Origin of the sequence: Serratia sp. CY81684 (genome assembly GCF_052166595.1) — a bacterium.
GTDB classification, from domain to species: domain Bacteria; phylum Pseudomonadota; class Gammaproteobacteria; order Enterobacterales; family Enterobacteriaceae; genus Serratia; species Serratia nematodiphila.
The window spans coordinates 53,218-78,359 of sequence record NZ_JBJNOO010000001.1 but is presented as its reverse complement, the minus strand read 5'-3'; the positions used below and the strand labels follow the sequence as shown (position 1 = coordinate 78,359).

The 25,142-nt window shown below is 61.1% G+C and carries 22 protein-coding genes; 9 read left to right on the top strand and 13 right to left on the bottom strand.

Features of this window, described 5'->3' with window-relative positions:
- The first annotated feature begins 138 nt into the window (after positions 1-138).
- On the top strand, positions 139-1,902 hold the full coding sequence (gene ggt, locus ACJ8QF_RS00400; protein ID WP_004940406.1) for a gamma-glutamyltransferase: 1,764 nt from the start codon (positions 139-141) through the stop codon (positions 1,900-1,902).
- Between the two features lie 53 nt (positions 1,903-1,955).
- Here the strand turns inward: ggt and malZ are convergent, their stop codons facing one another.
- Positions 1,956-3,779, bottom strand: a complete 1,824-nt coding sequence (gene malZ, locus ACJ8QF_RS00395; protein ID WP_015376828.1) for a maltodextrin glucosidase — start codon at positions 3,777-3,779, stop codon at positions 1,956-1,958.
- Positions 3,780-4,025: 246 nt separating this feature from the next.
- On the opposite strand from malZ, the gene ACJ8QF_RS00390 reads away from it, so the two are divergent.
- From ACJ8QF_RS00390 to ACJ8QF_RS00375, 4 genes are all read left to right on the top strand, one after another.
- Positions 4,026-5,282 carry a mechanosensitive ion channel family protein gene (locus ACJ8QF_RS00390; RefSeq protein ID WP_049188668.1) on the top strand — a complete coding sequence of 419 codons (1,257 nt, stop codon included), beginning with the start codon at positions 4,026-4,028 and terminating at the stop codon, positions 5,280-5,282.
- Between the two features lie 132 nt (positions 5,283-5,414).
- Positions 5,415-5,684, top strand: a complete 270-nt coding sequence (locus tag ACJ8QF_RS00385; protein ID WP_273875034.1) for a hypothetical protein — start codon at positions 5,415-5,417, stop codon at positions 5,682-5,684.
- A gap of 84 nt (positions 5,685-5,768) precedes the next feature.
- Entirely contained in the window at positions 5,769-6,047 is a 279-nt protein-coding gene (locus ACJ8QF_RS00380; protein ID WP_019454217.1) for a type II toxin-antitoxin system RelE/ParE family toxin, read from the top strand.
- Entirely contained in the window at positions 6,047-6,334 is a 288-nt protein-coding gene (locus tag ACJ8QF_RS00375; RefSeq protein WP_025160069.1) for a HigA family addiction module antitoxin, read from the top strand. Before ACJ8QF_RS00380 ends, ACJ8QF_RS00375 begins: the two co-directional genes overlap by 1 nt.
- A gap of 45 nt (positions 6,335-6,379) precedes the next feature.
- On the opposite strand, the gene proY is transcribed toward ACJ8QF_RS00375, so the two are convergent.
- The 5 genes from proY to phoB form a co-directional block, all read right to left on the bottom strand.
- A complete protein-coding gene (gene proY, locus ACJ8QF_RS00370; protein ID WP_004940425.1) occupies positions 6,380-7,786 on the bottom strand; it encodes a proline-specific permease ProY in 1,407 nt (468 codons plus the stop codon).
- A gap of 73 nt (positions 7,787-7,859) precedes the next feature.
- Positions 7,860-9,176 (bottom strand): branched-chain amino acid transport system II carrier protein, encoded by a 1,317-nt coding sequence (gene brnQ, locus ACJ8QF_RS00365; protein ID WP_015376824.1) that lies wholly within the window; start codon positions 9,174-9,176, stop codon positions 7,860-7,862.
- 485 nt (positions 9,177-9,661) lie between these two features.
- Positions 9,662-10,624: a PstS family phosphate ABC transporter substrate-binding protein gene (locus ACJ8QF_RS00360; protein WP_004940432.1), complete on the bottom strand. Its 963-nt coding sequence runs from the start codon at positions 10,622-10,624 to the stop codon at positions 9,662-9,664.
- Between the two features lie 14 nt (positions 10,625-10,638).
- Positions 10,639-11,955, bottom strand: a complete 1,317-nt coding sequence (gene phoR / locus ACJ8QF_RS00355) for a phosphate regulon sensor histidine kinase PhoR (protein WP_004940434.1) — start codon at positions 11,953-11,955, stop codon at positions 10,639-10,641.
- 24 nt (positions 11,956-11,979) lie between these two features.
- The gene (gene phoB / locus ACJ8QF_RS00350) at positions 11,980-12,669 is read right to left on the bottom strand and encodes a phosphate response regulator transcription factor PhoB (protein ID WP_004940438.1); all 690 of its coding nucleotides are present in this window, start codon (positions 12,667-12,669) and stop codon (positions 11,980-11,982) included.
- A gap of 215 nt (positions 12,670-12,884) precedes the next feature.
- Between phoB and sbcD the strand changes: the two genes are divergently transcribed.
- The 3 genes from sbcD (at position 12,885) to licT (ending at position 18,445) form a co-directional block, all read left to right on the top strand.
- A complete protein-coding gene (sbcD, locus tag ACJ8QF_RS00345) occupies positions 12,885-14,117 on the top strand; it encodes an exonuclease subunit SbcD (protein WP_442537174.1) in 1,233 nt (410 codons plus the stop codon).
- On the top strand, positions 14,114-17,365 hold the full coding sequence (sbcC, locus tag ACJ8QF_RS00340; protein WP_442537173.1) for an exonuclease subunit SbcC: 3,252 nt from the start codon (positions 14,114-14,116) through the stop codon (positions 17,363-17,365). The genes sbcD and sbcC overlap by 4 nt, the downstream gene beginning before the upstream one ends.
- A gap of 231 nt (positions 17,366-17,596) precedes the next feature.
- Positions 17,597-18,445 carry a BglG family transcription antiterminator LicT gene (gene licT / locus ACJ8QF_RS00335; protein WP_004940446.1) on the top strand — a complete coding sequence of 283 codons (849 nt, stop codon included), beginning with the start codon at positions 17,597-17,599 and terminating at the stop codon, positions 18,443-18,445.
- On the opposite strand, the gene ACJ8QF_RS00330 is transcribed toward licT, so the two are convergent.
- The 3 genes from ACJ8QF_RS00330 to mak all read right to left on the bottom strand — a co-directional run bounded on the left by ACJ8QF_RS00330 (position 18,442) and on the right by mak (position 20,075).
- A complete protein-coding gene (locus tag ACJ8QF_RS00330) occupies positions 18,442-18,828 on the bottom strand; it encodes a type II toxin-antitoxin system VapC family toxin (RefSeq protein WP_075684447.1) in 387 nt (128 codons plus the stop codon). The two genes, licT and ACJ8QF_RS00330, sit on opposite strands and share 4 nt — an antisense overlap.
- Positions 18,825-19,058, bottom strand: a complete 234-nt coding sequence (locus ACJ8QF_RS00325; protein WP_004940455.1) for a type II toxin-antitoxin system Phd/YefM family antitoxin — start codon at positions 19,056-19,058, stop codon at positions 18,825-18,827. Before ACJ8QF_RS00325 ends, ACJ8QF_RS00330 begins: the two co-directional genes overlap by 4 nt.
- 102 nt (positions 19,059-19,160) lie before the next feature.
- Positions 19,161-20,075, bottom strand: a complete 915-nt coding sequence (gene mak / locus ACJ8QF_RS00320) for a fructokinase (RefSeq protein WP_312424586.1) — start codon at positions 20,073-20,075, stop codon at positions 19,161-19,163.
- 217 nt (positions 20,076-20,292) lie between these two features.
- On the opposite strand from mak, the gene rdgC reads away from it, so the two are divergent.
- Positions 20,293-21,204: a recombination-associated protein RdgC gene (gene rdgC, locus ACJ8QF_RS00315; protein ID WP_015376818.1), complete on the top strand. Its 912-nt coding sequence runs from the start codon at positions 20,293-20,295 to the stop codon at positions 21,202-21,204.
- A gap of 65 nt (positions 21,205-21,269) precedes the next feature.
- Here the strand turns inward: rdgC and ppnP are convergent, their stop codons facing one another.
- The 4 genes from ppnP to ACJ8QF_RS00295 all read right to left on the bottom strand — a co-directional run bounded on the left by ppnP (position 21,270) and on the right by ACJ8QF_RS00295 (position 24,974).
- A complete protein-coding gene (ppnP, locus tag ACJ8QF_RS00310) occupies positions 21,270-21,560 on the bottom strand; it encodes a pyrimidine/purine nucleoside phosphorylase (protein ID WP_004940463.1) in 291 nt (96 codons plus the stop codon).
- A 211-nt stretch (positions 21,561-21,771) separates the two neighbouring features.
- Positions 21,772-22,449 (bottom strand): AroM family protein, encoded by a 678-nt coding sequence (locus ACJ8QF_RS00305; protein WP_442537172.1) that lies wholly within the window; start codon positions 22,447-22,449, stop codon positions 21,772-21,774.
- Between the two features lie 4 nt (positions 22,450-22,453).
- Positions 22,454-23,383, bottom strand: coding sequence for a DUF1177 domain-containing protein (locus tag ACJ8QF_RS00300; RefSeq protein WP_004940468.1), 930 nt, complete (start codon positions 23,381-23,383; stop codon positions 22,454-22,456).
- 34 nt (positions 23,384-23,417) lie between these two features.
- Positions 23,418-24,974, bottom strand: a complete 1,557-nt coding sequence (locus tag ACJ8QF_RS00295; RefSeq protein ID WP_004940470.1) for an OPT/YSL family transporter — start codon at positions 24,972-24,974, stop codon at positions 23,418-23,420.
- Positions 24,975-25,142: the final 168 nt, after the last annotated feature.

Here is a 25,142-nt window from a genome sequence, read left to right as displayed (position 1 = left end):
TTCCGCTCACATTTCCTACCCTGTTCACCGCGCGTACGCCCATCTGCGGCTACTATCAATAACGCTGGCTCGCGCTTTGCAAGCGAACAACGGCAAGCAAACACAACACAATAAAAAACTGACAGGGTAGGAATAACTATGTTTTTACAGAAATGGAGCAAACCCCTGACCATGGCGGCGCTGCTGGTCAGCGGCAGCCTGTATGCGGCATCCAACCCGGCGGTGGAAGCCCAAAACGGCATGGTGGTCACCTCGCAGCATCTGGCCTCGCAGGTCGGCGTGGATATCCTGAAAATGGGCGGCAACGCCATCGACGCCGCCGTGGCGGTCGGCTATGCGCAGGCGGTGGTTAACCCCTGCTGCGGCAACATCGGCGGCGGCGGCTTTATGACCGTCCACCTGGCGGACGGCACCGACACCTTCATCAACTTCCGCGAAACCGCGCCGGCGGCGGCCAGCGCCAACATGTATCTGGATGCCGACGGCAAGGTGAAGAAAGATGCCAGCCTGTACGGCTATCTGGCGGCGGGCGTGCCGGGCACCGTGCTGGGAATGGAAACCGCGCGTGAGAAGTACGGCAAACTGAGCCGTGAACAGGTGCTGGCGCCGGCGATCAAGCTGGCGCGCGAAGGCTTTGTGCTGACCCGCGCCGATACCGATATTCTCGACACCACCGTTGCACGTTTCAAACAGGATCCCGAGTCGGCCAAAATCTTCCTGCGCCCGGACGGCAGCCCGCTGCAGCCGGGGGATAAACTGGTGCAAACCGATCTGGCCAACACGCTGGAGGCCATCGCCAAAGGCGGAACCGACGCCTTCTATAAAGGCAAGATCCCGCAGTCGGTGGAGGCGGCGGCCAAACAGGGCGGCGGCATTTTGACGGCGGCCGACTTCGCCAACTATAAAGTCACCGAAACCCCACCGATCACCTGCAGCTATCGCGGCTACAAGTTCGTGTCAGCGCCGCCTCCCAGCTCCGGCGGCGTGACGCTGTGCGAAATCCTCAACGTGGTGGAAGGCTATGATCTGAAGAGCATGGGCTTCAACTCGGCGGCGGCCATTCACACCATGACCGAAGCGATGCGCCATGCCTACATGGATCGCAACACCTACCTTGGCGACCCGGAATTCATCAAGAACCCGATCGACCGGCTGGTGAGCAAGAGCTACGCCGAGCAGATCCGCAAGAAAATCGTCGCGGACAAGGCCACGCCGTCGGAAAACGTGCAGCCCGGCATGGAGCCGCATGAGAAGCCGGAAACCACCCACTATTCGATCGTCGATCACGACGGCAACGCGGTCTCCACCACCTATACCGTCAACGGCCGCTTCGGCGCCGTGGTGATCGCACCGGGCACCGGCTTCTTCCTCAACGACGAGATGGACGATTTTACGGTCAAAGTGGGCGAGAAAAACCTGTACGGGCTGGTGCAGGGCACCGCCAACAGCATTGCCCCCGGTAAGCGCCCACTATCGTCAATGAGCCCGACGCTGGTAACCAAGGACAACAAGATCTTTATGGTGCTAGGCTCGCCTGGTGGTTCGCGCATCATCACCATCACCCTGCAGACTGCGTTGAACGTGATCGACCACGGCATGGCGCCGCAGGAAGCGGTAGACGCACCGCGCATCCATCACCAATGGTTGCCGGATGAGGTGTACTACGAACAGCGCGGCGTTTCCGCCGATACGCTGAAGCTGCTGAGCGGCATGGGTTATAAGATGGTCGAGCAAACGCCGTGGGGCGCCGCCGAACTGATTCTGGTCGGTTTGCCGGGCGCGGCGGGCGTCAGCCCGGCCAACTCCGGCAACGATTCGGCAGTTTCCGGTAAAGTGCGTGAAGGCTATCTGTACGGCGCCAACGACGTGCGCCGTCCGGCAGGCTCGGCTGTCGGTTACTGATGTAAATACCCACTCACCTTAATCGCGGGGGCGTTTCTGCCCCCGCACTCCCTTTAGCCCTCGCAGCGCCATACGGTGGCCGACTCTTCCGCCAACTGCAGGCGCAACCCGCCCGCCGTTTCGCTCAACTCTCCCCGCCCTTCCACACGCCGCCACGGGCCGCGCGCCAACAGCGGGTTATGCGGCAGCTGCGCCTGGCCGCTGCCGTCGCGCTGCAGCGCCACCAGCACCTGCTCCTGCTGATACAGGCGCACGAACACCAGCGTTTCGCCGCTGGCGTACAGCACCTGGCAGCCGCCACGGCGCAAGGCCAGGCTCTGTTTACGCAGCGCCGCCATGCGCTGGAACAGCGCCAGCAGCGGCCGGTCCCAGTCGCCGACGTCCCACGGGAACGGCTTGCGGCAGAACGGATCGTTGCCGCCGTCCAACCCAATCTCATCGCCATAATAGAGGCAAGGCACACCGATCCAGCTCAGCAGCCACACCGCCGCCATCTGCATGCGCGCCGCGTTCCCCTGCAACAGCGTGAGGAAACGCGCGGTATCGTGGCTGTCCAGCTGATTGAACTGGATCAGCTGGCGGCTGTGCGGCAGCCCGGCGCGGTAACCGTCCATCCACTGCGCGCACCCGGCGGCGTCCAGCCGCACCGGGTGGTAGGCCACGTCCAGCCCCGCCAAAAACGCCCGCACCGGCAGCGCGAAGCCCATGTAGTTCATCGCCGCATCCTCCACGCCGGCGTGCAGCCAGCGGCGCGCGTCGCCAAAGTGCTCGCCCAAGACATAGGCCTGCGGATTCTCCTGCTTCACCGCCTGATAGATGCCCGCCAGGTGGCGCAGATTGCCGGTGGCGCCGCCGTTCTCCCCCAGCATATGCACCACGTCCAGCCGCCAGCCGTCGATGCTGTACGGCGGGCGCAGCCAGTGACGCACCACGCTGCCTTCGCCCTGATAAATCGCTTCCGCCACCTGCGGCTCGGCGAAGTTGAGCTTCGGCAGGCTGGCGTTGCCCTTCCAGTCGAGCGCGCGGCCGTCCGGGTAGAAGTTGAACCAGCCGCGATACGGCGAATCGGGGTGGTGACAGGCGCCGTTTTCGCCCTGACGATGGCGGTCAAACCACGGGTGCGAATCACCGGTGTGGTTGAATACCCCGTCCAGCACCAGTTTCATGCCCACCTTGTGAGTGCTTACTCGCAAACGCTGCAGCGCCGCGTTGCCGCCGAAGTGCGGATCGACCTGGTAATAGTCCTCGGTATCGTACTTATGCACGCTCGGCGCGGTAAAAATCGGGTTCAGGTACAACGCCGTCACGCCCAGCTGCTGCAGGTACGGCAGTTTGCCGCTGATGCCGTCCAGATCGCCGCCGTAAAAGGTCGAGGCGGCGTGGCGATCCTCCAACGGGTGCTGCCAGTCGCGCCGAATTACCTCGGCGCCGGCCGCATGATGGCGATAGCTGCCGCTCTGGATGCCGTGCTCGCCGCCGCTGCTGGCGAAGCGATCGGGGAAAATCTGGTAGAACAGCTGATCCGCCACCCACTCGGGGCCATTGTCAGGATCGTCGACGGCGAACTGCGCCAGCTGGCCCGGCGGCGTTGACGACCAGCCCTGCGGGCCGAACCACTGTTGGCGATCGGCCCACAGCAGCTTGAAGCAGTATCGCCGCGTCGGCTCGCCCTCATTCAGCGTCAGGCTGGCCTGGTAGCGCCGCATCCCCTCGTGGCGCTGCGCTTTCATCACCAGTAGCCACTCTTCATTGTCCGGTTCGGCGCGCAAAAACACCCGTTCCGGCAGTTCATCCCCTTGTAACCACAGCGTGATATCCAAACGTTGCCCTTGTTTCACCACAAAAGGCGGGACCGGTTGATGCCAGGCGTTAAGCATACTGTTCTCCTGCTGTACCAAACGAAATCGACGGCGTTCTTCAAGAAACGAACAATGCCACGTTAAGTGCAACTCCCCCTCCTCTCTGGCCGCAAAACCCGGGGATGAGCCGGGGGGCGGAGACCGAAAAATAACGCTAACTTGATGTAAAAAAAGGTAAACAGGTACAAATCCTGCACGTTACCCCTTAGGCTAACGCGTTTTAAGTTTACAGGATATTTTTTGCGCATTTTTTAAGGAGCGGTAATGCAACAACAGATAACGCGCTGGCTGGAACAGTTTGGTTTGGAATTCGGCGGAGTGATGTCGCTGTTGATGGTATTGGGGTTGATTGTTCTGATCTCGGTAGCGATCCACCTGGTGCTGCACCGGGTGGTGTTGGCTGCTCTTCAGCGCCGTGGCCAGCAATCGCAGCGCGTCTGGCAACAGGCCATCACCCAATACAAACTGTTCCAGCGCGTGGCACTGCTGCTGCAAGGGGTGATCATCAGTATCCAGGCGACGCTGTGGCTGCAGAGCGGCAGCCAGACCCAGGCGGTGATCGTCACCGCCGCGCAGGTGTGGATCCTCGCCTTCACCCTGCTGTCGCTGTTTTCGCTGCTGGATACGCTGCTGGCGCTGCTGCGCCAAAGCCCGATTTCCAATCAGCTGCCGCTACGCGGCATTTTCCAGGGCCTGAAACTGGTGGCGGCGATCCTGATCGGCATCATGATCGTCTCATTGCTGATGGGCAAATCGCCGCTGCTGCTGCTCAGCGGCCTGGGCGCCATGACCGCGGTCTTGATGTTGGTGTTCAAGGATCCGATCCTCGGGCTGGTGGCCGGCATTCAGCTCTCCGCCAACGATATGCTCAAGATCGGCGACTGGCTGGAAATGCCGAAATACGGCGCCGACGGCGCGGTCACCGACATCGGCCTGACCACGGTCAAAGTGCGCAACTGGGACAACACCGTCACCACCATCCCCACCTATGCGCTGATCTCCGACTCATTCAAGAACTGGCGTTCGATGTCGGAATCCGGCGGGCGCCGCATCAAGCGCAGCTTGAATATCGACACCGGCAGCGTGCACTTCCTGTCGGAAGAGGAACAGCGCCGCCTGCAGCGCAACCCGCTGCTGCACAGCTATCTGAATAACAAAACCCAGGAGCTGAGCCAGCACAACCAGGAGATCGCCGTCGATCTGGCCTCGCCGCTCAACGGCCGCCGTCTCACCAACCTCGGCACGCTGCGCGCCTATCTGGAAGCCTACCTGCGCGCTCATCCGCGTATTCACCAGAACATGACGCTGATGGTGCGCCAGCTGGCGCCGACGCCGGAGGGCCTGCCGCTGGAAATCTACGCCTTCACCAACACCACGGTCTGGGCGGAGTATGAAAGCATTCAGGCGGATATTTTCGACCATATCCTGGCGGTGATCGACGAGTTCGGCCTGCGCGTGCATCAGACGCCGACCGGCAACGACCTGCGCGGCATGCTGCAACAAAGCGCGAACGCTTCCTGACGTCGGCTGACGTAACTGTGTCTGCTGGTAATTATTCGCTTTCAATTGCCAGCAGATATCTCCATCCCCTTCTTTTCCCCGGCGAAAACGGCGTTAATGCGCCATCACCTTCACCACCGAGAGGGAAAGCTCTTGCTGAAACGGTTACGTCATCGGCTGTTCACCCTGATGGCCACGCTGCTGTTTATCGGCTGCCTGCACAGCGCATCGCTGGATGAAAGCCGCATGCCCCGCAATCTGCAACCTTCGCTGAGCGCCCTTAGCAGCAATCTGCAGGACATTCGCGAAGTGCTGGCACGCTGCGCCGGCGAGGAAGAGGAGGAACGCCTGAACGACGGCGGTATGCGCATCGAAGCGCGCGCCGCCGGGGATGAGGAAGTGGAAGATAAACGCCTGACATAAAGGTCAAAAAACGCTCCATTTTGTTGCGCCATACGCAACACCTGGCTATGATGCGTATAGCGCAACACTCATGGAGCCATCAGGATGATAAGAAGCTTCAAGCATAAAGGACTCAAAAAATTTTTCGAAACCGGTTCAACGGCAGGTATCGACGCCAAACAGGCGAAGAAAATCGCGCTGCGGCTGAGCGTGCTGGATCTGGCGAAAGTGATTGATGACGTGGATCTGCCCGGCTTCTTCTTGCACCCGCTAACGGGCGCTCGCAGCGGGCAATGGTCCGTCACCGTAACCGGCAACTGGCGTATCACGTTTGAACTGGTCGAGGGTGATGTTTATATCGTGAATTATGAGGACTATCACTAATGAACCGCATGCATAACCCCCCTCATCCTGGCGAGTTGATCAAAGAAACCATGGAAACGCTGAATCTCAGCGCGCGCGCGCTGGCTAAAGCGCTGGACGTCGCCCCCTCCACGGTTCAACGCCTGATCAGCGGAAAATCCGATATCTCGCCGGAAATGGCCATCCGCCTGTCCATCGTGATAGGCAGTTCCGAACAGGTTTGGATGGGCATGCAGGATGCTTACGATCTGTGGCAGGCCAGGCAGTCCATCGACGTTTCTAAACTGCGCAAGCTGGACTTCGCTTAACGCCTGCCCCTAAAAAAACACCGGCCTCAGCCGGTGTTTTTTCATTTAGTCTTGCTGCGTCGCCAGCAGCGCGCGTTTTTTCTGGCGGTTGACCTTGAACCAGTACCCCGCCAGCAGCAACACCACCCAGACCAGGCCGGCGTACAGCGAGACGCGCGTGGTCGGGAAATAGCCGATCAGGCCGATGATGAATACCAGGAACACGATCGCCACCACCGAGGTGAACACCCCGCCGCGCAGCGGGAACGCCAGCTGCTTCACCTGCTCTTTGCTCAGGCTGCGGCGGAAGGCGATTTGGGAGAACAGGATCATGATCCACACCCACACGGTGGCGAAGGTCGCCAGGGAGGCGATCACCAGGAATACGCTCTCCGGCATGATGTAGTTGAGGTACACCGCCAGCAGCAGCGCCAGCATCATCACCACCACCGTCACCCAGGGAATGCCGCGTTTCGACACCTTGCTGAACATCTTCGGCGCATGGCCCTGCTCGGCCATGCCATGCAGCATGCGGCCAACGCCGAACACGTCGCTGTTGATCGCCGACAGCGAAGCGGTGATCACCACGAAGTTGAGGATGCCTGCCGCCACGGTGATGCCCATATGCTGGAAGGTCAGCACGAACGGGCTGCCGTTGGTGCCCACCTGGTTCCACGGGTAGATCGACATGATGACAAACAGCGTACCGACGTAGAACACCAGAATGCGCCACGGCACCGAGTTGATGGCTTTGGGAATCGATTTTTTCGGATCTTTGGCTTCGCCGGCGGTGATGCCGATGATTTCAATGCCGCCGTAAGCGAACATCACCAGCTGCAGCGACAGGATCATGCCGATAACGCCGTTGCTGAAGAAGCCGCCGTTCGACCACAGGTTATGAATGCCGGTCGGTTGCCCGCCGTTGCCGATACCCCAGATGATGATGCCGATGCCGGCCGCGATCATGATGATGATGGTGGCGACCTTGAAGAACGAGAACCAGAACTCCAGCTCGCCGAATACCTTGACGCTCATCAAGTTGATGGCACCGATGATCAGCACCACGCTCAGCACCCAGATCCAGTGTGGCACTTCCGGGAACCAGACGCCCATATAAATGCCGAAGGCGGTCACGTCGGCGATGGCGACGATCAGAATTTCAAAGCAGTAAGTCCAGCCGGTGATGTAACCCGCCATCGGGCCGAGGTAGTCCTGCGCGTAGCGGGAAAATGAGCTGGCCTGCGGGTTATTGACCGACATCTCCCCCAGTGCGCGCATGATGATGAAGGCCACGATGCCGCCGATCAGGTAAGCCAGCAGCACGCTCGGGCCGGCCATTTTGATGGCGTCCGCCGAGCCGTAGAACAACCCGGTGCCGATGGCCGATCCCAGCGCCATAAAGCGGATATGGCGCGTACTGAGGCCGCGTTTCAGCTTATTGTCGGAGGCGGTGGTGGGTGACTGTTGTTGCATGAAGATGACCCATAGTTTTAAACGTAAAAAAGCCACGGACATGTCCGTGGCCCTGGATTAAGCCGGGGGATTATCAGTGCGCGGTCACTTGGGAACGCGTGCACACCCGATCATAAATCGCGACCAGCACCAGCATCAGCAGCGAAGGCGGCAACCATGCCAACCCCTGCTCCGCCAGCGGCAGGTGAGTGGTCCAGGCCGGCAGCAGCTGCTGGAAGCTGGACGCTTTCACCGCGTCAAGAATACCAAACAACAGGCTGACAAGCATCACCGGCGCGATGATACGCGGCGCGCTGTGCCACCAACGCAGGGTGAAGCTCAGCACCACCAGCACGATGCACGGCGGGTAAATCGCGGTCAGCACCGGAATGGAGATCTGGATCAGGTGGCTCAGGCCGAGGTTGGACACCACCATCGAGAACAGGCCCAGAATAAACACCAGCGTCTTGTACGAGAACGGCAGGTATTGCGCGAAGAACTCGGCGCAGGCGCAGGTCAGGCCTACCGCGGTCACCATGCAGGCGATGAAGATCAGCGCCGCCAGGAAGAAGCTGCCCAGGCCGCCGAAGGTGTTCTGAACGTAAGCGTGCAGGATCACCGCGCCGTTGGTGGCGTCAGGAACCAGCGCGCCGCTGCCGGAACCCAGCTTGAACAGGCTCAGGTACACCAGCGTCAGGCCCACGCCGGCGATCAAACCGGCCAGAATGGTGTAACGGGTCAACAGGCCGGCGTCTTTCACGCCGCGCGAGCGCGCCGCGTTGACGATAACGATGCCGAACACCAGCGCGCCCAGCGTATCCATGGTCAGATAGCCGTTAACGAAGCCGGAGGAGAAAGGCACGCTCTGATAAGCCGTCGTCGCCGGAATCGGCGCGCCGGCAGGCCACAGCAGCGCGGCGATGCCCAGTACGGCCAGCGCGACGATCTTCAGCGGCGCCAGCACGTGGCCGACGGTATCGAGCAGGCGGCCCGGATACAGGGAGATGCCGATCACCAGCGCGAAGTACACCAGGCTGTAGATGAACAGCGGCATGGCACCGTCGCCGGTCAGCGGGGCGATGCCCACTTCGAAGGACACAGTGGCGGTGCGCGGCGTGGCGAACAGCGGGCCAACGGCCAGGTAGCAGACGGTCGCCAGCAGCAGGCCGGCGCCGCGGCCGATCGGCGAACTGAGGGCGTCGATGCCGCCGCCGACGCGCGCCAGCGCGATGACGGTGATGACCGGCAGGCCCACGGCGGTGATCAGGAAGCCCAGCGCCGCAGTCCAGACGTGTTCACCGGACTGCAAGCCGACCATCGGCGGGAAAATGATGTTCCCGGCCCCAACGAATAAGGCAAAGGTCATAAAGCCCAGTGCCAGGATATCTTTTGACGTTAAACGATGACTCATACGATGTCGTGTTGCCTGTTCAAATGAAAAAAATTGTCCGATAGCGTGGTGGCGAAACGCCCCACCCGGTTGCCGGCATGCCCGATCGTCGCAGCGCCAAATAAGCACCCTAAACGCAGTCGATCCGGCGTTTATGTCCCTATTCGAAAGTGGCCGCTCATGAAGATGGGCAAAATTTTAGGAGTTATAAAAATGGAGGTTTAATCCGACAACGAAGGCTAAGGTAAACGTTTATAGCGCTTCAAGGCAAGACGCACGGCGAAAAGCAGAGCTATCGACCATATAAACTTTAGCCACCAGTCGATCATATTGGCTATCAATAAATATACACTACATGATTTGTATCATTTTTGAACAATGAATTCACGAAACGTGAAGCATATAGCACTTTACCGCGCGAAAACGCCAATAAATGCCCGGTTTTCGCGTGGTATAAGCTCCGTTTTGCCGTGAGAAAAGGCGAAAATTACGCCGCTTTTTGTCGCTTATTGCACCGTGGCCGGCGCGAGCGGTGGCAACCCGAGCGCCTGGCGGGTCTTCTGCAGGGCGGCCGGCGGCAGTGGCAGATAGCCGTCGTGATTGACCAGGCTTTGCCCTGGTGTCGACAGCACGCGATCGAGAAACGCGGCGGTCAGCGGCTCCAGCGGTTGATGGGGGGCTTTGTTGATGTAGATATACAGATAGCGCGACAGCGGGTAGCGATCGTTGCGCACGTTGGCGGCGGTAGGCGCGACATAGTCCTCTCCCGACTCCGCCAATGGCAGCAGCCGCACGCCGCTGGCGCGAAAGCCAATGCTGGCGTAGCCGATGCCGTTGAGCGAACCGGCCACCGCCTGCACTACCGAGGCCGAACCGGGCAGCTCATTGACGCGCGGCATGAAATCGCCGCCGCACAGCGCGCGCAGTTTGAAATAGCCGTAGGTGCCGGACGCCGAGTTGCGGCCGAAGCGTTGCAGCGAGCGCGTCGCCCAGTCGCCGCGCAGCCCCAGCTCGCCCCAGCGCGTCAGCGGCTGGCTTTCGCCGCAGCGCCGGGTGGCGGAGAAAATGCGGTCGAGCTGCTGCAGGTTGAGGCCGCGCAGCGGATTGTCCTGATGCACCAACACCACCAGCGCATCCACCGCTACCGGCACCGCCAGCGGCGCATAGCCGTAACGGTGTTCGAACGCCGAAACCTCGGCCGCCTTCATCGGCCGGCTCATCGGGCCCAGCTGCGCGGCGCCCGCCGCCAACGCGGTCGGCGCGGTCGACGAACCGGCGGCCTGGATCTGCAGGTTGACGTTGGGATAATGCTGGCTGAAATCCTGCGCCCACAGCGCCATCAGATTCGCCAGCGTGTCGGAGCCGACGCTGGACAGGTTGCCCGCCAACATGCCGTCAGGCTGCGCCAGCGCGCCGCGTCCGGCCAGCAGCGCCAGGCAAAGCAACAGCCCTCGGGTGATTCGGGTCATACCGGTGTCTCGCGTTAATTTTTCACCGCATTCTCTGATAAAGCGGCGGGAACAATCAACCGATTGGGCAAGGTAAAGATAAAGCGGGTGCCGATCCCCGGTTCGCTGAGGATCTCCAGCCGCGCGTCGTGATGGCTGAGCGCGTGCTTGACGATCGCCAGCCCCAGCCCGCTGCCGCCGGTCTGGCGCGAGCGGGCCTTGTCGACGCGGTAGAAACGCTCGGTCAGGCGCGGCAGGTGCTCGGCGGCGATGCCAGGCCCGTTGTCGCTGACCTGGAACTGCGCGCCATGCGCCGTCTGCTGCCAGCTGACTTCGATATGGGTGCCCTTCGGCGTGTGGTTGACCGCATTGTACACCAGGTTAGACACCGCGCTGCGCAACTGGTCTTCATTGCCGAACACGTTGAGCTGTTCGTTCACCCGGAAGGTGATCTCGTGATTGCCGCCGCTCAGCGATTGCGCCTCACGCTGCAACACCCGCAGCATCAGCGGAATATCCACCCGCTCGTTCATGTCGACATTGGGCGCCGCCTCGATGCGCGACAGCGTCAGCAGTTGCTTGACCAGCCCGTCCATCCGGCGAGTCTGCTCTTGCATGGTGCTCAGCGCCTTGCTGCGCAGCGAGCCATCCTGCTCTTCGTCGCCCATCATCTCCAGATAGCCCTGCAGCACCGTCAGCGGCGTACGCAGCTCATGGCTGACGTTGGCGAAGAAGTTGCGCCGCGCGCCCTCCAACTGACGCATCTGGGTGACGTCGCGCGCCACCATCAGCAATTGCCCTTCGGAATACGGCATCACGCGGAATTCGACGTAGTGTTCGTTGTTCAGCTGCAGCGTCAGCGGGCGCGAAAACTCCTGCTGTTGCAGATAGTGGCTGAATTCCGGATAACGCAGCAGGTTAAGGATGTGCTGGCCGTTGTCTTCCGGCCAGCGAAAGCCGAGCAGATGCTGCGCCAGCCCGTTGCACCAGAAGATATTGCCTTCGACGGTGGTCATCACCACCGCGTCAGGCAGCGATTCGGCCCCGCTGCGAAAGCGCTTGATCAGCAGCGCCAGCTCGCGCCGGCGGCGGCGGTTGCGCTGCTGCATCTGATACAGGCCATAGAACAGCGGCTCCCAGCTCCAGCGGCCGGGCGGCGGCGTCATGCTGCGGTCGATCCACAGCCAATGGGAGAGTTTGAGCTGGTTGTAGAAATTCCACACCAGCGCAGCCAGCGCAGAGGCCAGCAGGAACCAGGGCAGATAACCGAAAATCAGCCCCAGCAGTAAGGCGGGCAGACAGAAAAGAGCCAGCTCCAAAGCCAGCCTCTTCCACGACAGACGTTCTAACACGGCATATTCTCCAGCGCGGCGCGATCAGTAGCGCGTTGAGAACCGGTAGCCGGTGCCCCGAACGGTTTGAACCATTTTATCATGCCCACTGGTTTCTAACGCCTTGCGGAGCCGACGGATATGCACGTCAACGGTACGGTCTTCCACATAAACGTTAGTGCCCCAGACGTGATTAAGCAACTGCTCGCGGCTATAAACCCGCTCCGGGTGGGTCATAAAGAAGTGCAGCAGCTTGAACTCGGTCGGCCCCATATCCAGCGCCTGATCGTTCGCCATTACGCGGTGGGAGGACGGATCCAGGCTCAACCCTTGCATTTCAATCACTTCTTCCACCGCCATCGGCGAAATGCGGCGCATGACCGCTTTGATGCGCGCCACCAGCTCCTTGGGCGAGAACGGCTTGGTGATGTAATCATCCGCCCCCACTTCCAGGCCGCGCACCCGGTCTTCTTCTTCGCCGCGCGCGGTCAGCATCATCACCGGGATATCGCGGGTCAGCGCTTCGCGCTTCATATGTTTGATAAACTGAATGCCGGAACCACCGGGCAACATCCAGTCAAGCAACACCAAATCAGGGAACGGCTCAGACAGACGCGTCACGGCGCTGTCATAATCTTCGGCTTCCAACGGTTGGTAACCATTCTGTTCCAACACAAAGCACACCATCTCACGGATCGGCGCTTCGTCTTCCACCACCAGTATGCGTCTTGCCATCGTCAATCCTGCCAATGTGTTAGCGACTTTTCGGGCGCCATTATGCGTCAGTTTTGTGACACTTTTATGAAAAAAACCGGCTGTTATAGGCAGTAAGCATAGCGATTATTTCCCGCAGTAACGAAAAATCATCCGGTTGTCATCATCATTGCGCCGGGACAGCCGCCGCCGCGGCCTTTATAATCATCGCCATTATCTTTGCATCCGGGAGTGTCATGCGCCTGATCCACACCTCTGACTGGCACCTTGGCCAGTACTTTTTCACCAAAAGCCGCGCCGCCGAGCACCAGGCTTTTCTGAACTGGCTGATCGAACAGGTAGATCAGCAGCAGGTGGATGCGCTGATCGTCGCCGGAGATCTGTTCGATACCGGCTCGCCGCCCAGCTATGCCCGCGAGCTGTACAACCGCTTCGTGGTGGAACTGCAGCGCACCGGCTGCCAGCTGGTGGTGCTGGGCGGCAACCACGATTCGGTCGCGACGCTGAACGAATCGCGTGAACTGCTTTCCTGCCTGAACACCACGGTGATCGCCAGCGCGCAGGGCGCCCCGGAACAGCAGATCGTGGTGCTTAACCAACGCGACGGCCAGCCGGGCGCGGTGCTGTGCGCCATCCCGTTCCTGCGGCCGCGCGATCTGCTCACCAGCCGCGCCGGCGAATCCGGCGCGCAGAAACAGCAGGCGTTGCAGGAAGCCATCGCCGAACATTACCAAACGCTGTATCAGGCGGCCTGCGAGCGCCGCGACCAGTTGGGCCTGCCACTGCCGATCGTCGCCACCGGCCACCTGACCACCGTCGGCGTTACCACCTCCGACTCGGTGCGCGACATCTATATCGGCACCCTCGACGCCTTCCCGGCGCAGGCCTTCCCCCCCGCCGACTATATCGCGCTGGGCCACATTCACCGCGCGCAGAACGTCGCCAAATCGGAGCATATTCGCTATAGCGGCTCGCCGATCCCGCTGAGCTTCGATGAGCTGGGCAAAGCCAAAAGCGTCTTCCTGGTGGATTTCGCCGACGGCGCTTTGCAGCGGGTAGAAACGTTAACGATCCCGCAGTTTCAGCCCATGCAACTGCTCAAAGGCGATCTGGCCGAGATCGAACGGCAGCTGCGGCAATTTGCCGATTATGCCGGCGAGCTGCCGGTGTGGCTGGATATCGAAGTGGCGACGCAGGACTACCTCAGCGATATCCAACGCCGCATCCAGCTGATGGCGGATGCGCTGCCGGTGGAAGTGGTGCTGCTGCGGCGCAGTAAAGAGCAGCGCCGCCAGGCGATCGCGCAGCAGGATAAGGAAACGCTCAACGAGCTGAGCGTCAACGAGGTGTTCGAACGGCGCCTGGCGCAGGAGGCCGACATGCCCGAAGCGCGCCAACGGCGGATGCACCAACTGTTCCGCCAGGTGGTCGAGGCGGTGCAGCACAACCCTGAAGAGAGCAACCCATGAAAATCCTCAGCCTGCGGTTAAAAAACCTCAACTCGCTGCAGGGCGAATGGAAAATTGACTTCACCGCCGAGCCGTTCGCCAGCAACGGTCTGTTCGCCATTACCGGCCCGACCGGCGCGGGCAAAACCACCCTGCTGGACGCCATTTGCCTGGCGCTGTACCACCAGACGCCGCGTCTCAACGTCACGCCAAGCCAGAATGAACTGATGACCCGCCACACCGCCGAATCGCTGGCGGAGGTCGAGTTCGAGGTCAAGGGCATCGGCTATCGCGCCTTCTGGAGCCAGCGCCGCGCCAAAAACGCGCCGGACGGCAATCTGCAGGCGCCGAAGGTCGAACTGGCACGCCGCGAAGACGGCAAGATCCTGGCGGACAAGGTGCGCGACAAGCTGGAGCTTACCGCCGCCATCACCGGGCTGGACTTTGGCCGCTTCACCAAATCGATGATGCTGTCTCAGGGGCAGTTCGCCGCCTTCCTCAACGCCGACGCCAACGATCGCGCCGAGCTGCTGGAAGAGCTGACCGGCACCGAAATCTACGGGCGGTTGTCCGAACAGGTGTTCGAGTCGCACAAGCAGGCCAAAACCGATCTGGATGCGTTGCATCAACGCGCCAGCGGCATCGAACTGCTGAACGACGAACAGCGCCAGTCTCTGACCGAACAGCTGGCGGCGCTGAGCGCGCAGGAAATCGCTCTCGGCGAACAAACCCAGCGGCAGCAACAGGCGCTGAGCTGGCTGCAGCAATGGCAACGCCTCCGGCAACAGCAAAGCGAGGGGCAATTGCGGCTGGACACCGCCCAGCGCGAGCAGGCGGAGGCCGCCCCGCAGCTGCAGCGGCTGGCGCTCAGCGAGCCGGCCGAGAAATTGCGGCCGCTGCGCGGTGAACGCGATCGCTGCCGCGCCGAGCTGCAAACGATACAACAGCAGACAGCCCAGCTGACGCAACAGCAGGAACAGCAGTCGGCGCAGTTGACCCCGCTGCAGCAGGCGGTGGAGAAAACCCGCCAGGCGCAGCAAGCGCATGCCGAACACATGCGGCAACAGCAACAGCTGATCGACGAGCAGGTCGCCCCGCTCGACCATCAAATAACCCAACTGCAGTCGACACAGGCCGAACGTAGACAGGCCGGCGATGCCGCCGCGCAGCAGTTCGCCCAGCAGCAGACCGCGCTGGAGCAGCTCACCGCTCAGCGCAGCCAACTGACGAGGCAGGCCGCACAGCATCAGCAGCAGTTGAACACGCTGACCGAAGCGCTGGCCGTTCAACAGCAACAGCAGCAGGCGCTGGAGGCGCAAACGCCGCTGGCCCCGCTGCGCCAGCGCCTGAGCGTCCTGGCGGATCTGCGCCCAACGCGCCAGCAGCTGTTTACTCTATCCTCTTTATCGCAGCAAATCGTTAAACGGCTGGAACAACAGCGGCAAGAGCTAAACAGCGGTCAACATGAACTTACCCAGTTGGAACCACAGCTAGAACTCATCCGTCAGCGATTTAAGCAGCAGAAAGCCCACCAGGCCGATGTTGAAAAAACCTATGCGCTGGAACAACGGATCGTGGGTCTGGAGGCCGAGCGCGCCCGTTTGCAACCCGCCGCCCCCTGCCCGCTGTGCGGCTCATGCGAGCACCCGGCGGTAGAACAATACCAAGAGGTAAAACTGTCAGAAACCGCGCAACGTCTGGAGCAAATGAAAGTCCAGACCGAAGCATTGCAAAAACAAGGCGTCGAGCTGCGAGCCCGTTACGACAACCTGCAACAGCAATTGCAGCGTCAGCAGCAAACCATCGCGCAGGATGAACAACAGCTGGCCGGCCAACAGCAGCAGTGGCGGCAGCTCAGCGCGCCGCTGGCGTTCGACTTTACGCTGGCGGATGGCGAGCAACTCAGCGCCTGGCTGAACGGCTGCGACGACGAAGAACGGCGCGGGCAACAGGCGCTGCAGCAGCATGAACAGGCGGCGCAGGCGGTACAGCAGGCGAAGGATGCGCTCATCGCTTTGCAAACGCAGCAGCAGCAGACGCAGCAACAGCTGGCGTTGCTCAAAGAACGCTTTACGCTGCTGCAGAAAGCCCACGCCGACAGCCTGCAACAGCAGCAAGAGCTGCAACAACGCTGGCAAGAAGGCGAGAAGACCCTTGCCGAACGACGCGCGCAGCGGCTGGCGCTGTTCGGCGAACAACAGGTCGCCGAGGTGCGCGAACAGCTGCGCGCCAAACAAACCGCCTGTGAACAGGCCAGTTTGCAGGCCGCCGAGCAGTGGCAAAAGGCGCAGGAACTGCGCGAGCGCCTGGCCGGCCAGCAGGCCGGGCTGCAACAACAACACACCCAGATGCAGGAGCGGCTGCAGCAGGCGCAGCAGCAGTGGCAGCAGGCGCTGGCCGACAGCGAATTCGCCGATGAAACCGCCTTCGCCGCCGCGCTGCTGGACGATGTCCTGCGCCGCGAATTGCAGCAGCGCAAAGAGCAGTTGCAACAGCGGCAGGTAGAAGCCACCGCCCTGCTGACACAGGCGACGCAAACGCTGGAGCAGCACCGGCAGAACCGCCCTGAAGGGCTGGATGAAGCCAACGCGGATCTCGATGCGCTCACCCAATCGCTGGCCGAACTGGCACAGCAGTTGAAAACGTTGCAGCTGCGTCAGGGCGAACTGCGCAATCAGCTGGCAAGCGACGCCGCCCGCCGCCTCAATCAGCAGGCGCTGTTCGAGCAAATCGCCCGCAGCCAGCAAGACTACGACGACTGGAGCTACCTCAACCAGCTGATCGGCTCGAAAGAAGGCGACAAGTTCCGCCGCTTCGCTCAGGGGCTGACGCTCGATCATCTGGTTTACCTGGCCAACAATCAGCTCGGCCGGCTGCACGGGCGCTATCTGCTGCAGCGCAAGACCAGCGACGCGCTGGAACTGCAGGTGGTCGACACCTGGCAGGCGGACGCGCTGCGCGATACCCGCACCCTGTCCGGCGGCGAGAGTTTCCTGGTCAGCCTGGCGCTGGCGCTGGCGTTGTCCGATCTGGTCAGCCACAAAACCAGCATCGACTCGCTGTTCCTCGACGAAGGTTTCGGCACGCTGGATGCCGAAACCCTCGATACCGCGCTGGACGCGCTGGACAGTCTGAACGCCTCCGGCAAAACCATTGGCGTGATCAGTCACGTCGAGGCGATGAAAGAGCGTATTCCGGTGCAGATCAAAGTGAAAAAGGTCAACGGGCTCGGCGTCAGCCGGTTGGAGGCGCACTTCAGGCTGGAATGATCCCGCCGCGCGCGGCGCAGAAGTGTGACCGCGGCGGCACTCCGCAGTGAAAAGCGTTGAGCTGCGGCGGGCACGGGTTATTATGCAGGCATAACAGGATTGTTACTGTATCCCCTTCGCCGCTCAGGCCGCAGGACAGAAACATAAAATACAGGCAAAACCTGACGCCCGGGATCGCTTCCGGGCGTCAGGTTTTTTCGTTTTCAGGATGCTGAAACACCGGGAAAAACCATGAAAATCGCTAAAATACTCAATAATAACGTGGTGATTACGCTGGACGACCGTCAGGAAGAGACGGTGGTGATGGGAAAAGGAATCGGCTTTAAAAAGAAGCCCGGCGATACGCTGGACGAAAGCCTGATCGAAAAGGTGTTCACCCATAACGGCGGTGAAATCGCCGAGCGCTATAAAGAGCTGCTCGCCGAGATCCCATTGGCCTGCGTCACCACCGCCGACAGGATCATTACCCTCGCCCGCGAACGCCTGCCGGGCAAGTTGCATAACATCGTCTACATCACGCTCACCGATCACATCCATTTCGCCCTGCAGCGCCATGCGCAAGGGCTGGATATCAAAAATGCGCTGCTGTGGGAGATTAAAAAACTCTACCCGGCCGAATTCGCCGTCGGGCTGGAGGCGCTGGCTCTGATCGCCCAGCGGCTGGATACCGCGCTGCCGGAGGACGAAGCCGGATTTATCGCCCTGCACCTGGTCAACGCCCAGCTTAACGACGAGATGCACAACACGCTGCACATTACCCGCGTGATGCAAGAGATCCTCAACCTGGTCAAATACCATTTCCGCTTTGATTACAACGAGGAATCCCTGAGCTACCACCGGTTCGTCACCCACTTGAAATTTTTCGCCCAGCGCCTGCTGGGGAAAAACTACGTCGACAGCGACGACGACTCGCTGTATCAGGTGGTGAAAGAGAAGTACCGCGAGTCATTCGCCTGCGCCGGCAAGATCAACCGTCACATCGAAAAGCACTATCAGCACCAGCTCACCACGGAAGAGATGATGTTCCTGACCATTCATATCGAACGGGTGCGCAGCGAAAGCGAGGAAAAGCCGGTTTAACGGCGGGCGTCCGCCACCCGCACGCCGTACTGCGGAAACACCGCGTCGGCGGAAATCAGCGTCAGCCCCTCGGCCTGCGCCTGCGCGATCAGCATGCGATCGAAAGGATCCTGATGGTGTGGCGGCAGCTGCCCGGCCTGTTGGCAATGAAAGGCGTCCATCGGCAGCGACAGAAAATCTTCGGCCTCGATGATCGCAAAGATGTCTTCCGGCAGCGCCAGCGTGCCCAGCGCCTGCTTAATCGAGATCTCCCAAATGCTGGCCGCGCTGACGTACACCGCATTGCCCGGATCGGCGATCTGCCTTTTGGCGTTCGCGCCCAGGCAGGCGTCATCGATCAGCCACCACAGCAACGCGTGGGTATCCAGCAGCAGGCGCTTCATTCATCGCCCTCAAACAGCGCCGCAATGGCCGCATCCCCGGCGTTGAAATCCGCCGGCACGGTGAACCTGCCCTTGGCGGCGCCAGGGCGGCGCGCTTCCCCCTTGATGGCGACCAGCTGTACGTACGGCTTCCCTGCTTTTGCAATAATCACGGTTTCTCCCTCCGCGGCTCTGTCCGCCAGTTGGCTCAGATTGGATTTGGCTTCGTGCATATTGGCCTGAATCGGCATACGCGTCCTCCTTAGCTAAGTTAGCTAAAGCATAAAGCGCCGTCCAGTTTTTGTACAGTGAAGGGTTTAAAGCGCGAGCAGCCTCGCGCTTTGTTGCAACGCTTAGCGCTGCTGTTGCGGCCACAGCCAGGCCGCACCGCGCACGCCGCTGGAATCGCCGTGAACCGCCTTGCGGATCGGCGTTTCACACTCGCCGCCGAACACCCAGCCTTTCACCAGTTGCGGCACCGTGCGATACAGACGATCCACGTTGCTCATGCCGCCGCCGAGCACTACCACGTCCGGATCCAGCATGTTGATCACGTGCGCCAGCGATTTCGCCAATCGCATTTCGTAGCGGCCAATCGCCTGCTCCGCCAACGCATCGCCCCGCTCGCTCAGCGCCATGATCTCATGCCCTTGCAGCGCATTGCCGCTCAGGCGCGCATAGTCGGTGGCGAAACCGGTGCCAGAAATAAAGGTTTCGATGCAGCCCGGCTTGCCGCAGTAGCACGGCACGTCGCGGGCGTAGCGCAGCTCATCGTCATCCTGCCACGGCAGCGGATTGTGCCCCCATTCGCCGGCGATGCCGTTGCCGCCGGCATGCGCCTGGCCGTTCAGCGCCACGCCGGCGCCGCAGCCGGTGCCGATGATGACCGCAAACACGGTTTTCGCGCCGGCGCCGGCGCCATCGGTGGCTTCCGACACCGCCAGGCAGTTGGCGTCGTTGGCGATGCGTACCTCGCGCGCCAGCAGCGCCGACAGATCCTTATCCAGAGGCTGGCCGTTGAGCCACACCGAGTTGGCGTTCTTTACTCGCCCGGTAAACGGCGACAGCGTGCCGGGAATGCCGATCCCGACCGATCCTCGTTCGCCGGTATGATCCTCCGCCAGTTTCACCAGCCCGGCGATCGCCGCCAGGGTTTGCCGGTAGTCATGGCGCGGCGTGGCGATACGATGGCGAAACAGCTCCCGCCCGTCATTCGCCAACGCGATCACTTCAATTTTCGTTCCACCCAAGTCGATGCCAATGCGCACGTATTTTTTCTCCTCGATGCCGCGCAGCGTTGTCACAGCCTAATGTAAGCGCGCGAATGAATCACCTGTTTCCCATTCTCCGTCCCGTCCTTTCCCGATGCGCAAAGCGACGCAATTCGGAGAGAATGGGGCGATTTTTCAGCGTCAATTCGTTATCATGCCGCCCTGCTTTTGACGAATCAGCGTGCCGAACGCACGCCCAGCCAGGGATAACATTATGCTGTGGTTTAAGAATTTGATGGTTTACCGTTTGAGCCGCGAAGTGGCGTTAAACGCGGATGAAATGGAAAAACAACTCAGCGCGTTCGCCTTCACGCCGTGCGGCAGCCAGGACATGGCGAAGACCGGCTGGGTTTCCCCGATGGGCTCGCACAGCGATGCGCTGACGCACGCGGTCAACGGCCAGATCGTCATCTGCGCGCGCAAGGAAGAGAAAATCCTGCCGTCGCCGGTGATCAAGCAAGAGCTGCAGGCCAAGATTGAGCGCCTGGAGGCGGAGCAACACCGCAAACTGAAGAAAACCGAGAAAGACGCGCTGAAGGATGAAGTGCTGCACAGCCTGCTGCCGCGCGCGTTCAGCCGCTTCAACCAGACCTTCATGTGGATAGACACCGTCAACGATCTGATCATGGTCGACGCCGCCAGCGCTAAACGCGCCGAAGACACGCTGGCGCTGCTGCGTAAAAGCCTCGGCTCGCTGCCGGTGGTGCCGCTGACCATGGAAAGCCCGATCGAACTGACGCTGACCGAATGGGTGCGTTCCGGCGAGATGCCGGCCGGCTTCGCCATTCAGGATGAAGCGGAATTGAAAGCGATTCTGGAAGAAGGCGGCGTGATCCGCTGCAAGAAACAGAATCTGATCAGCGACGAAATCGCGGTGCACATCGAAGCCGGCAAGCTGGTGACCAAGCTGGCGGTGGATTGGCAGGAGCGCATCCAGCTGATGCTGTCGGACGACGGTTCGTTCAAGCGCCTGAAGTTCGCCGACACGCTGCGCGAACAGAACGACGATATCGATCGCGACGACTTCGCCCAGCGCTTTGACGCCGACTTTATCCTGATGACCAGCGAGCTGGCGGCGTTGATCAAAAACACCATCGAAGCGCTCGGCGGCGAAGCCCAGCGTTAATCCCGCCGCAGAAACGACCAGGGCCCAGCCTTCGCTGAGCCCTGCGTTCCCCTAACGAGCAACGTTTATTTGCTCAGGTAGCGGCACAGATAGGCGGTGGCGTCGGCCACCTGCAGGTTGAACTCGCTGTGCCCCGGCACGAAGAACTTCTCGCCCGGCGTAAACACCTGCCAGTCCGGCGCCCCCGGCAGCAGCACTTTCAGCGCTCCGGTGATCACCGTCATTTCTTCCGGCTGCGCGGTGGAGAAGGTGTATTCGCCCTCTTCCATCACACCCACGCTGGTAAGACCGATGCTGCTACTGTCAAAACCGATAGACTTCACTTTTCCGGCAAAATACTCATTCACTTTCAGCATAGACTGGCACCCGCGTAATCATCTTGATGGAAAATCCATATTGGGGGATTGCGGTTGATCTGTCACTGGTTTTTCGCGCGAAATGCGATCGCGGCGCAGAGTAAAACGCTACAGGCCCTCTCGCCGGCAGTCAGGGCTGCTGAAGCCCGGGGCGCCTCACGGGCGCAAAACGCCCGTAGTCGCGTCGAGCGCAGATTTATGGCTATTTGAATCAGTCGATTAACTCTGCGGCCAGCTTGGCGACCAGTACGTTCGACAGCAGCACCGGTACCGACAGACGCGCCTGCAGAAAAGCGCGGTGACGCTGGTGATAACCGATACAATCGAGCACCACCACCTCCGCCCCCTGCCGCAGCAGGGTGCAAGCCGCCTGCTCCAGCGCAGCGTCATCTGCCAGATAGGGGCTGGCGACGGCATAGCTCGGCGGCGCCGCCAGCTGCCGCCATTTGCGCGCCTGCTGCCCAACCTGTTCAGCCACCGGCACCACGATGCCGACACGGTGTGTGCCGACGATCGCGGAGATCAACGGCGGGATAATGCGATCCGGTTCCAGCAACAGCACCCGTTCCGCCTGCAATCGACCGAATTCGCCGGTGCATAGCAACAGAATCACCTCGCATCCCGTCGCTTCCAGTTCGCGGATCTTCTCCTGCAACCCGCTTTCGACGCGAGCGGCGCCGAGCGTCACCTGCGTACCGTCCAAAAGACGCGACACCAGCAGCTTGTCGCCCTGTTGCGGTGCATAACGCTCGGCGACCTGCCCGATATCCAGGCCGTCCAGCAAACCGACGTGCCTCACTCGCTCCGCCGGCAGATAAGCAGACAGCAGCGGCATGATATCGCTGCGCGGCGCCTGACCGATGGTCAGCGTGGCGAATGAAGCCGTCATGGGTCTATCTCCTTTTTTGCAGGTGGCTCAGACTGCCGTACAGCGCCAGCAGCCGGTCGTATTCGGCGGCATCATAGAACCGGCAGGTACCGCGGCCGAATTCTTTGGCGACTTCCACCGCGAATTTGACCGCCAACGCGATGTCCGTTTCGTGGCTGGCTCCGGTACCGCAGCCCGGCACCACTGATTCGCTGCAGATCGCCACGCCGACCACCGGCGCTGCAGTAGCGGTCGAGGGCTGCAAGATGCTGTTGAGGTGATGTACACCGTTGCCGTAAGGGGTGATGTCCTGCGTGGTGATCGGGAAAGTCACCGCCGGCCGGCCGCTGGTCATCTCCATGATGCGCAGCAGATCTTCCGCCACCCGCAGGATGTACCCCTCTTTCACCGTCGGCGACAGCGCATAGCCTTTATGATTGATGATGCGGTTGCCTTTGGTGGTGTCGATCGACAGGATGGCGTCAGCCTCCGGCACCACTTCGTTATCGTTCATCGTCACGTCATCGATCGGTGAATCCATAAAATCAACCGGATCGTGCGGCCGGGTCGGCGCGTTCGGGCAAATATGGGTGGTGACGATCACATCGCCCGGCAGCATGTCGCCCTTGCGCTGCATCTCCGCCAACTTCAGCGCGGCGGCAATGGCGGCGATCGCGCCGTCGCCGTCGGACACCAGCCCGATTCGCGTCGGCCGCGCGCCAATGCCGCCCAGGCGGCCGATAATGCCCAGCGTCGGCGCCGCACCACCGCCGAATTTTCCTGCACTGCCGGGGATCTCGATACGCACGAAATCGGTGCCGCCCTTCGGCCCCTCGGCGCGCAAGGTGCTGGCCCGGATCGCCGGGTAAGACGCAAACAGGTCGACGACGTCTTGGCCGCTGACGAATGCGCTATCAATCAATTCAAAAACCTGCAGCGTTTGTTGCAAACTCATGGTCGTTTTACCTCACCAATGTCATCGGCAGGAGCTATTTGCCCTTGCTGGAAAAAATCGAGCTGAAGAAGTTGTAGAGCGCATCGCCGGCGATAAATCCGGCCGCCATAATCTCCATCGGCGTGCGGCCACGATCCCCCCAACGTCGCAGGATCGCCACACGCAGCGCGATGCCGACCAGCACCGCCCACCCGGCCAAGGCGTTGTTGATCAGCAGGCCGGTTGCCAGCAGCACGCCGAGCTGGCGTTTAGGGCCGCCGACCAGCTGCACCACGGCGCCGGGGATCGCCCAGATCAACAGACTCCAGGCGATGCCCGGCTGCGCGCCGGCCTCGATGGTTTTGGCGTAAACGCGCGCGACCGGCGGGATCAGATCCTGCAGGAAATAGCTGTGGTAAGAGAGGTAAACCACCGGAATGGCGATGATGAAAGCGATCAACGCCGCAAACAGCTGAATGCGACGCCCCAGCAGCTCTTGCTGCAGATCCTCACCGTAGCCGCGCAGGATGAAGCCGGCTTTCAAATCGAAGCCCATGTCGGCGAAGGCCGGCCCGGTGGCGGCGGTAAAACCGGTCAGGATGCATAGCGCCAGCGGTGGGAAACCGATCAGGATACCGACTATCAGGGTGATCAACGCCACCGCGAACGCGGGAAACCAGCCGGAGTGCATGGCAGCGATACCGACGATCAACTCATGAACGAAAGCGGCAAACGCCGCGTAAATCACGAACAGCGCCAACATCGGCAGCGACATCTCGCTAAACAGCCCGCCGACCAGGGCCAAAAAAGCGGCGATGACGATATAGCCGACCGCGCCCAGACCGAGCGCTTTGCTTACGGCGCTGTCGGGTTGGGTATAACCGGCGCTATCGGCGCGGCGGCTGCGGATCACCTGCGCGACCTGGATCAGCGCCACCAGTCCAGCGCCGACCATCACGCCGTGCGGAATAAAATGGGCGTTAATATCGAATCCGGCCACCGGCTCGGCGTAGGCCCGCAGCAATAGCCCGACGCCGAACATGCTCAGCGCCCAGATATTGCCGATAAAGGCGGTGCCGAAAGCCGCCATGGGGATCTTGAGCATTGATCCAGCGATGCCCACCACTACGCCCACCACCAGGAGCCAGGCCTGCTTGCCGCCGCGATCGCCGGCTTTAATCGCCTCTGCGGCGGCGACGCCCGGCGGCCAGGCATTGGCGGCGGGGAACACTTTGGTATCGAACAGACGATAAAGCAGATAGGCGTCGAGCAGCATCGCCGCCGCCACGCCGCAGAACATCGGTAAAATAAGCTGCGGTTGCCCCATCACGTAAGGCACCGCAATCGGCATCAGCAGACAGTTGGCTGCACCAAAAGTGGCGGAGGAGATCACCGTTTGCGCCAGGTTCTGGGTATGCACCGAACGATAGCGTTGAAACATCTGTAGCGGGATGCGCGCCAACAGCATGGCGATCAGCGCGCCGATGATCGAAGTGTTGGGCGTCACGCCCAGCGTGGTGATCAGTTGAACGCCGATGATCGCCCCCATCACCGAAAGTAGCGCCATGACCAACAGCGTGCCGGCCGCTTTTAGCGGATTATTTGATTTCATGCTTGGTTTCCCTGAATATTCCCTGCCGCATGACGGAAATAACGCCAGGCGATAGCTCGCCGCAGCAGTTCCATTATTTGGAACTGCTGGCGTCATAACGTTATTATTCTCTTACTCAGCCTATCTATTCCCACCAATAAAATACGGTGGAATATAACTAATGAGTTC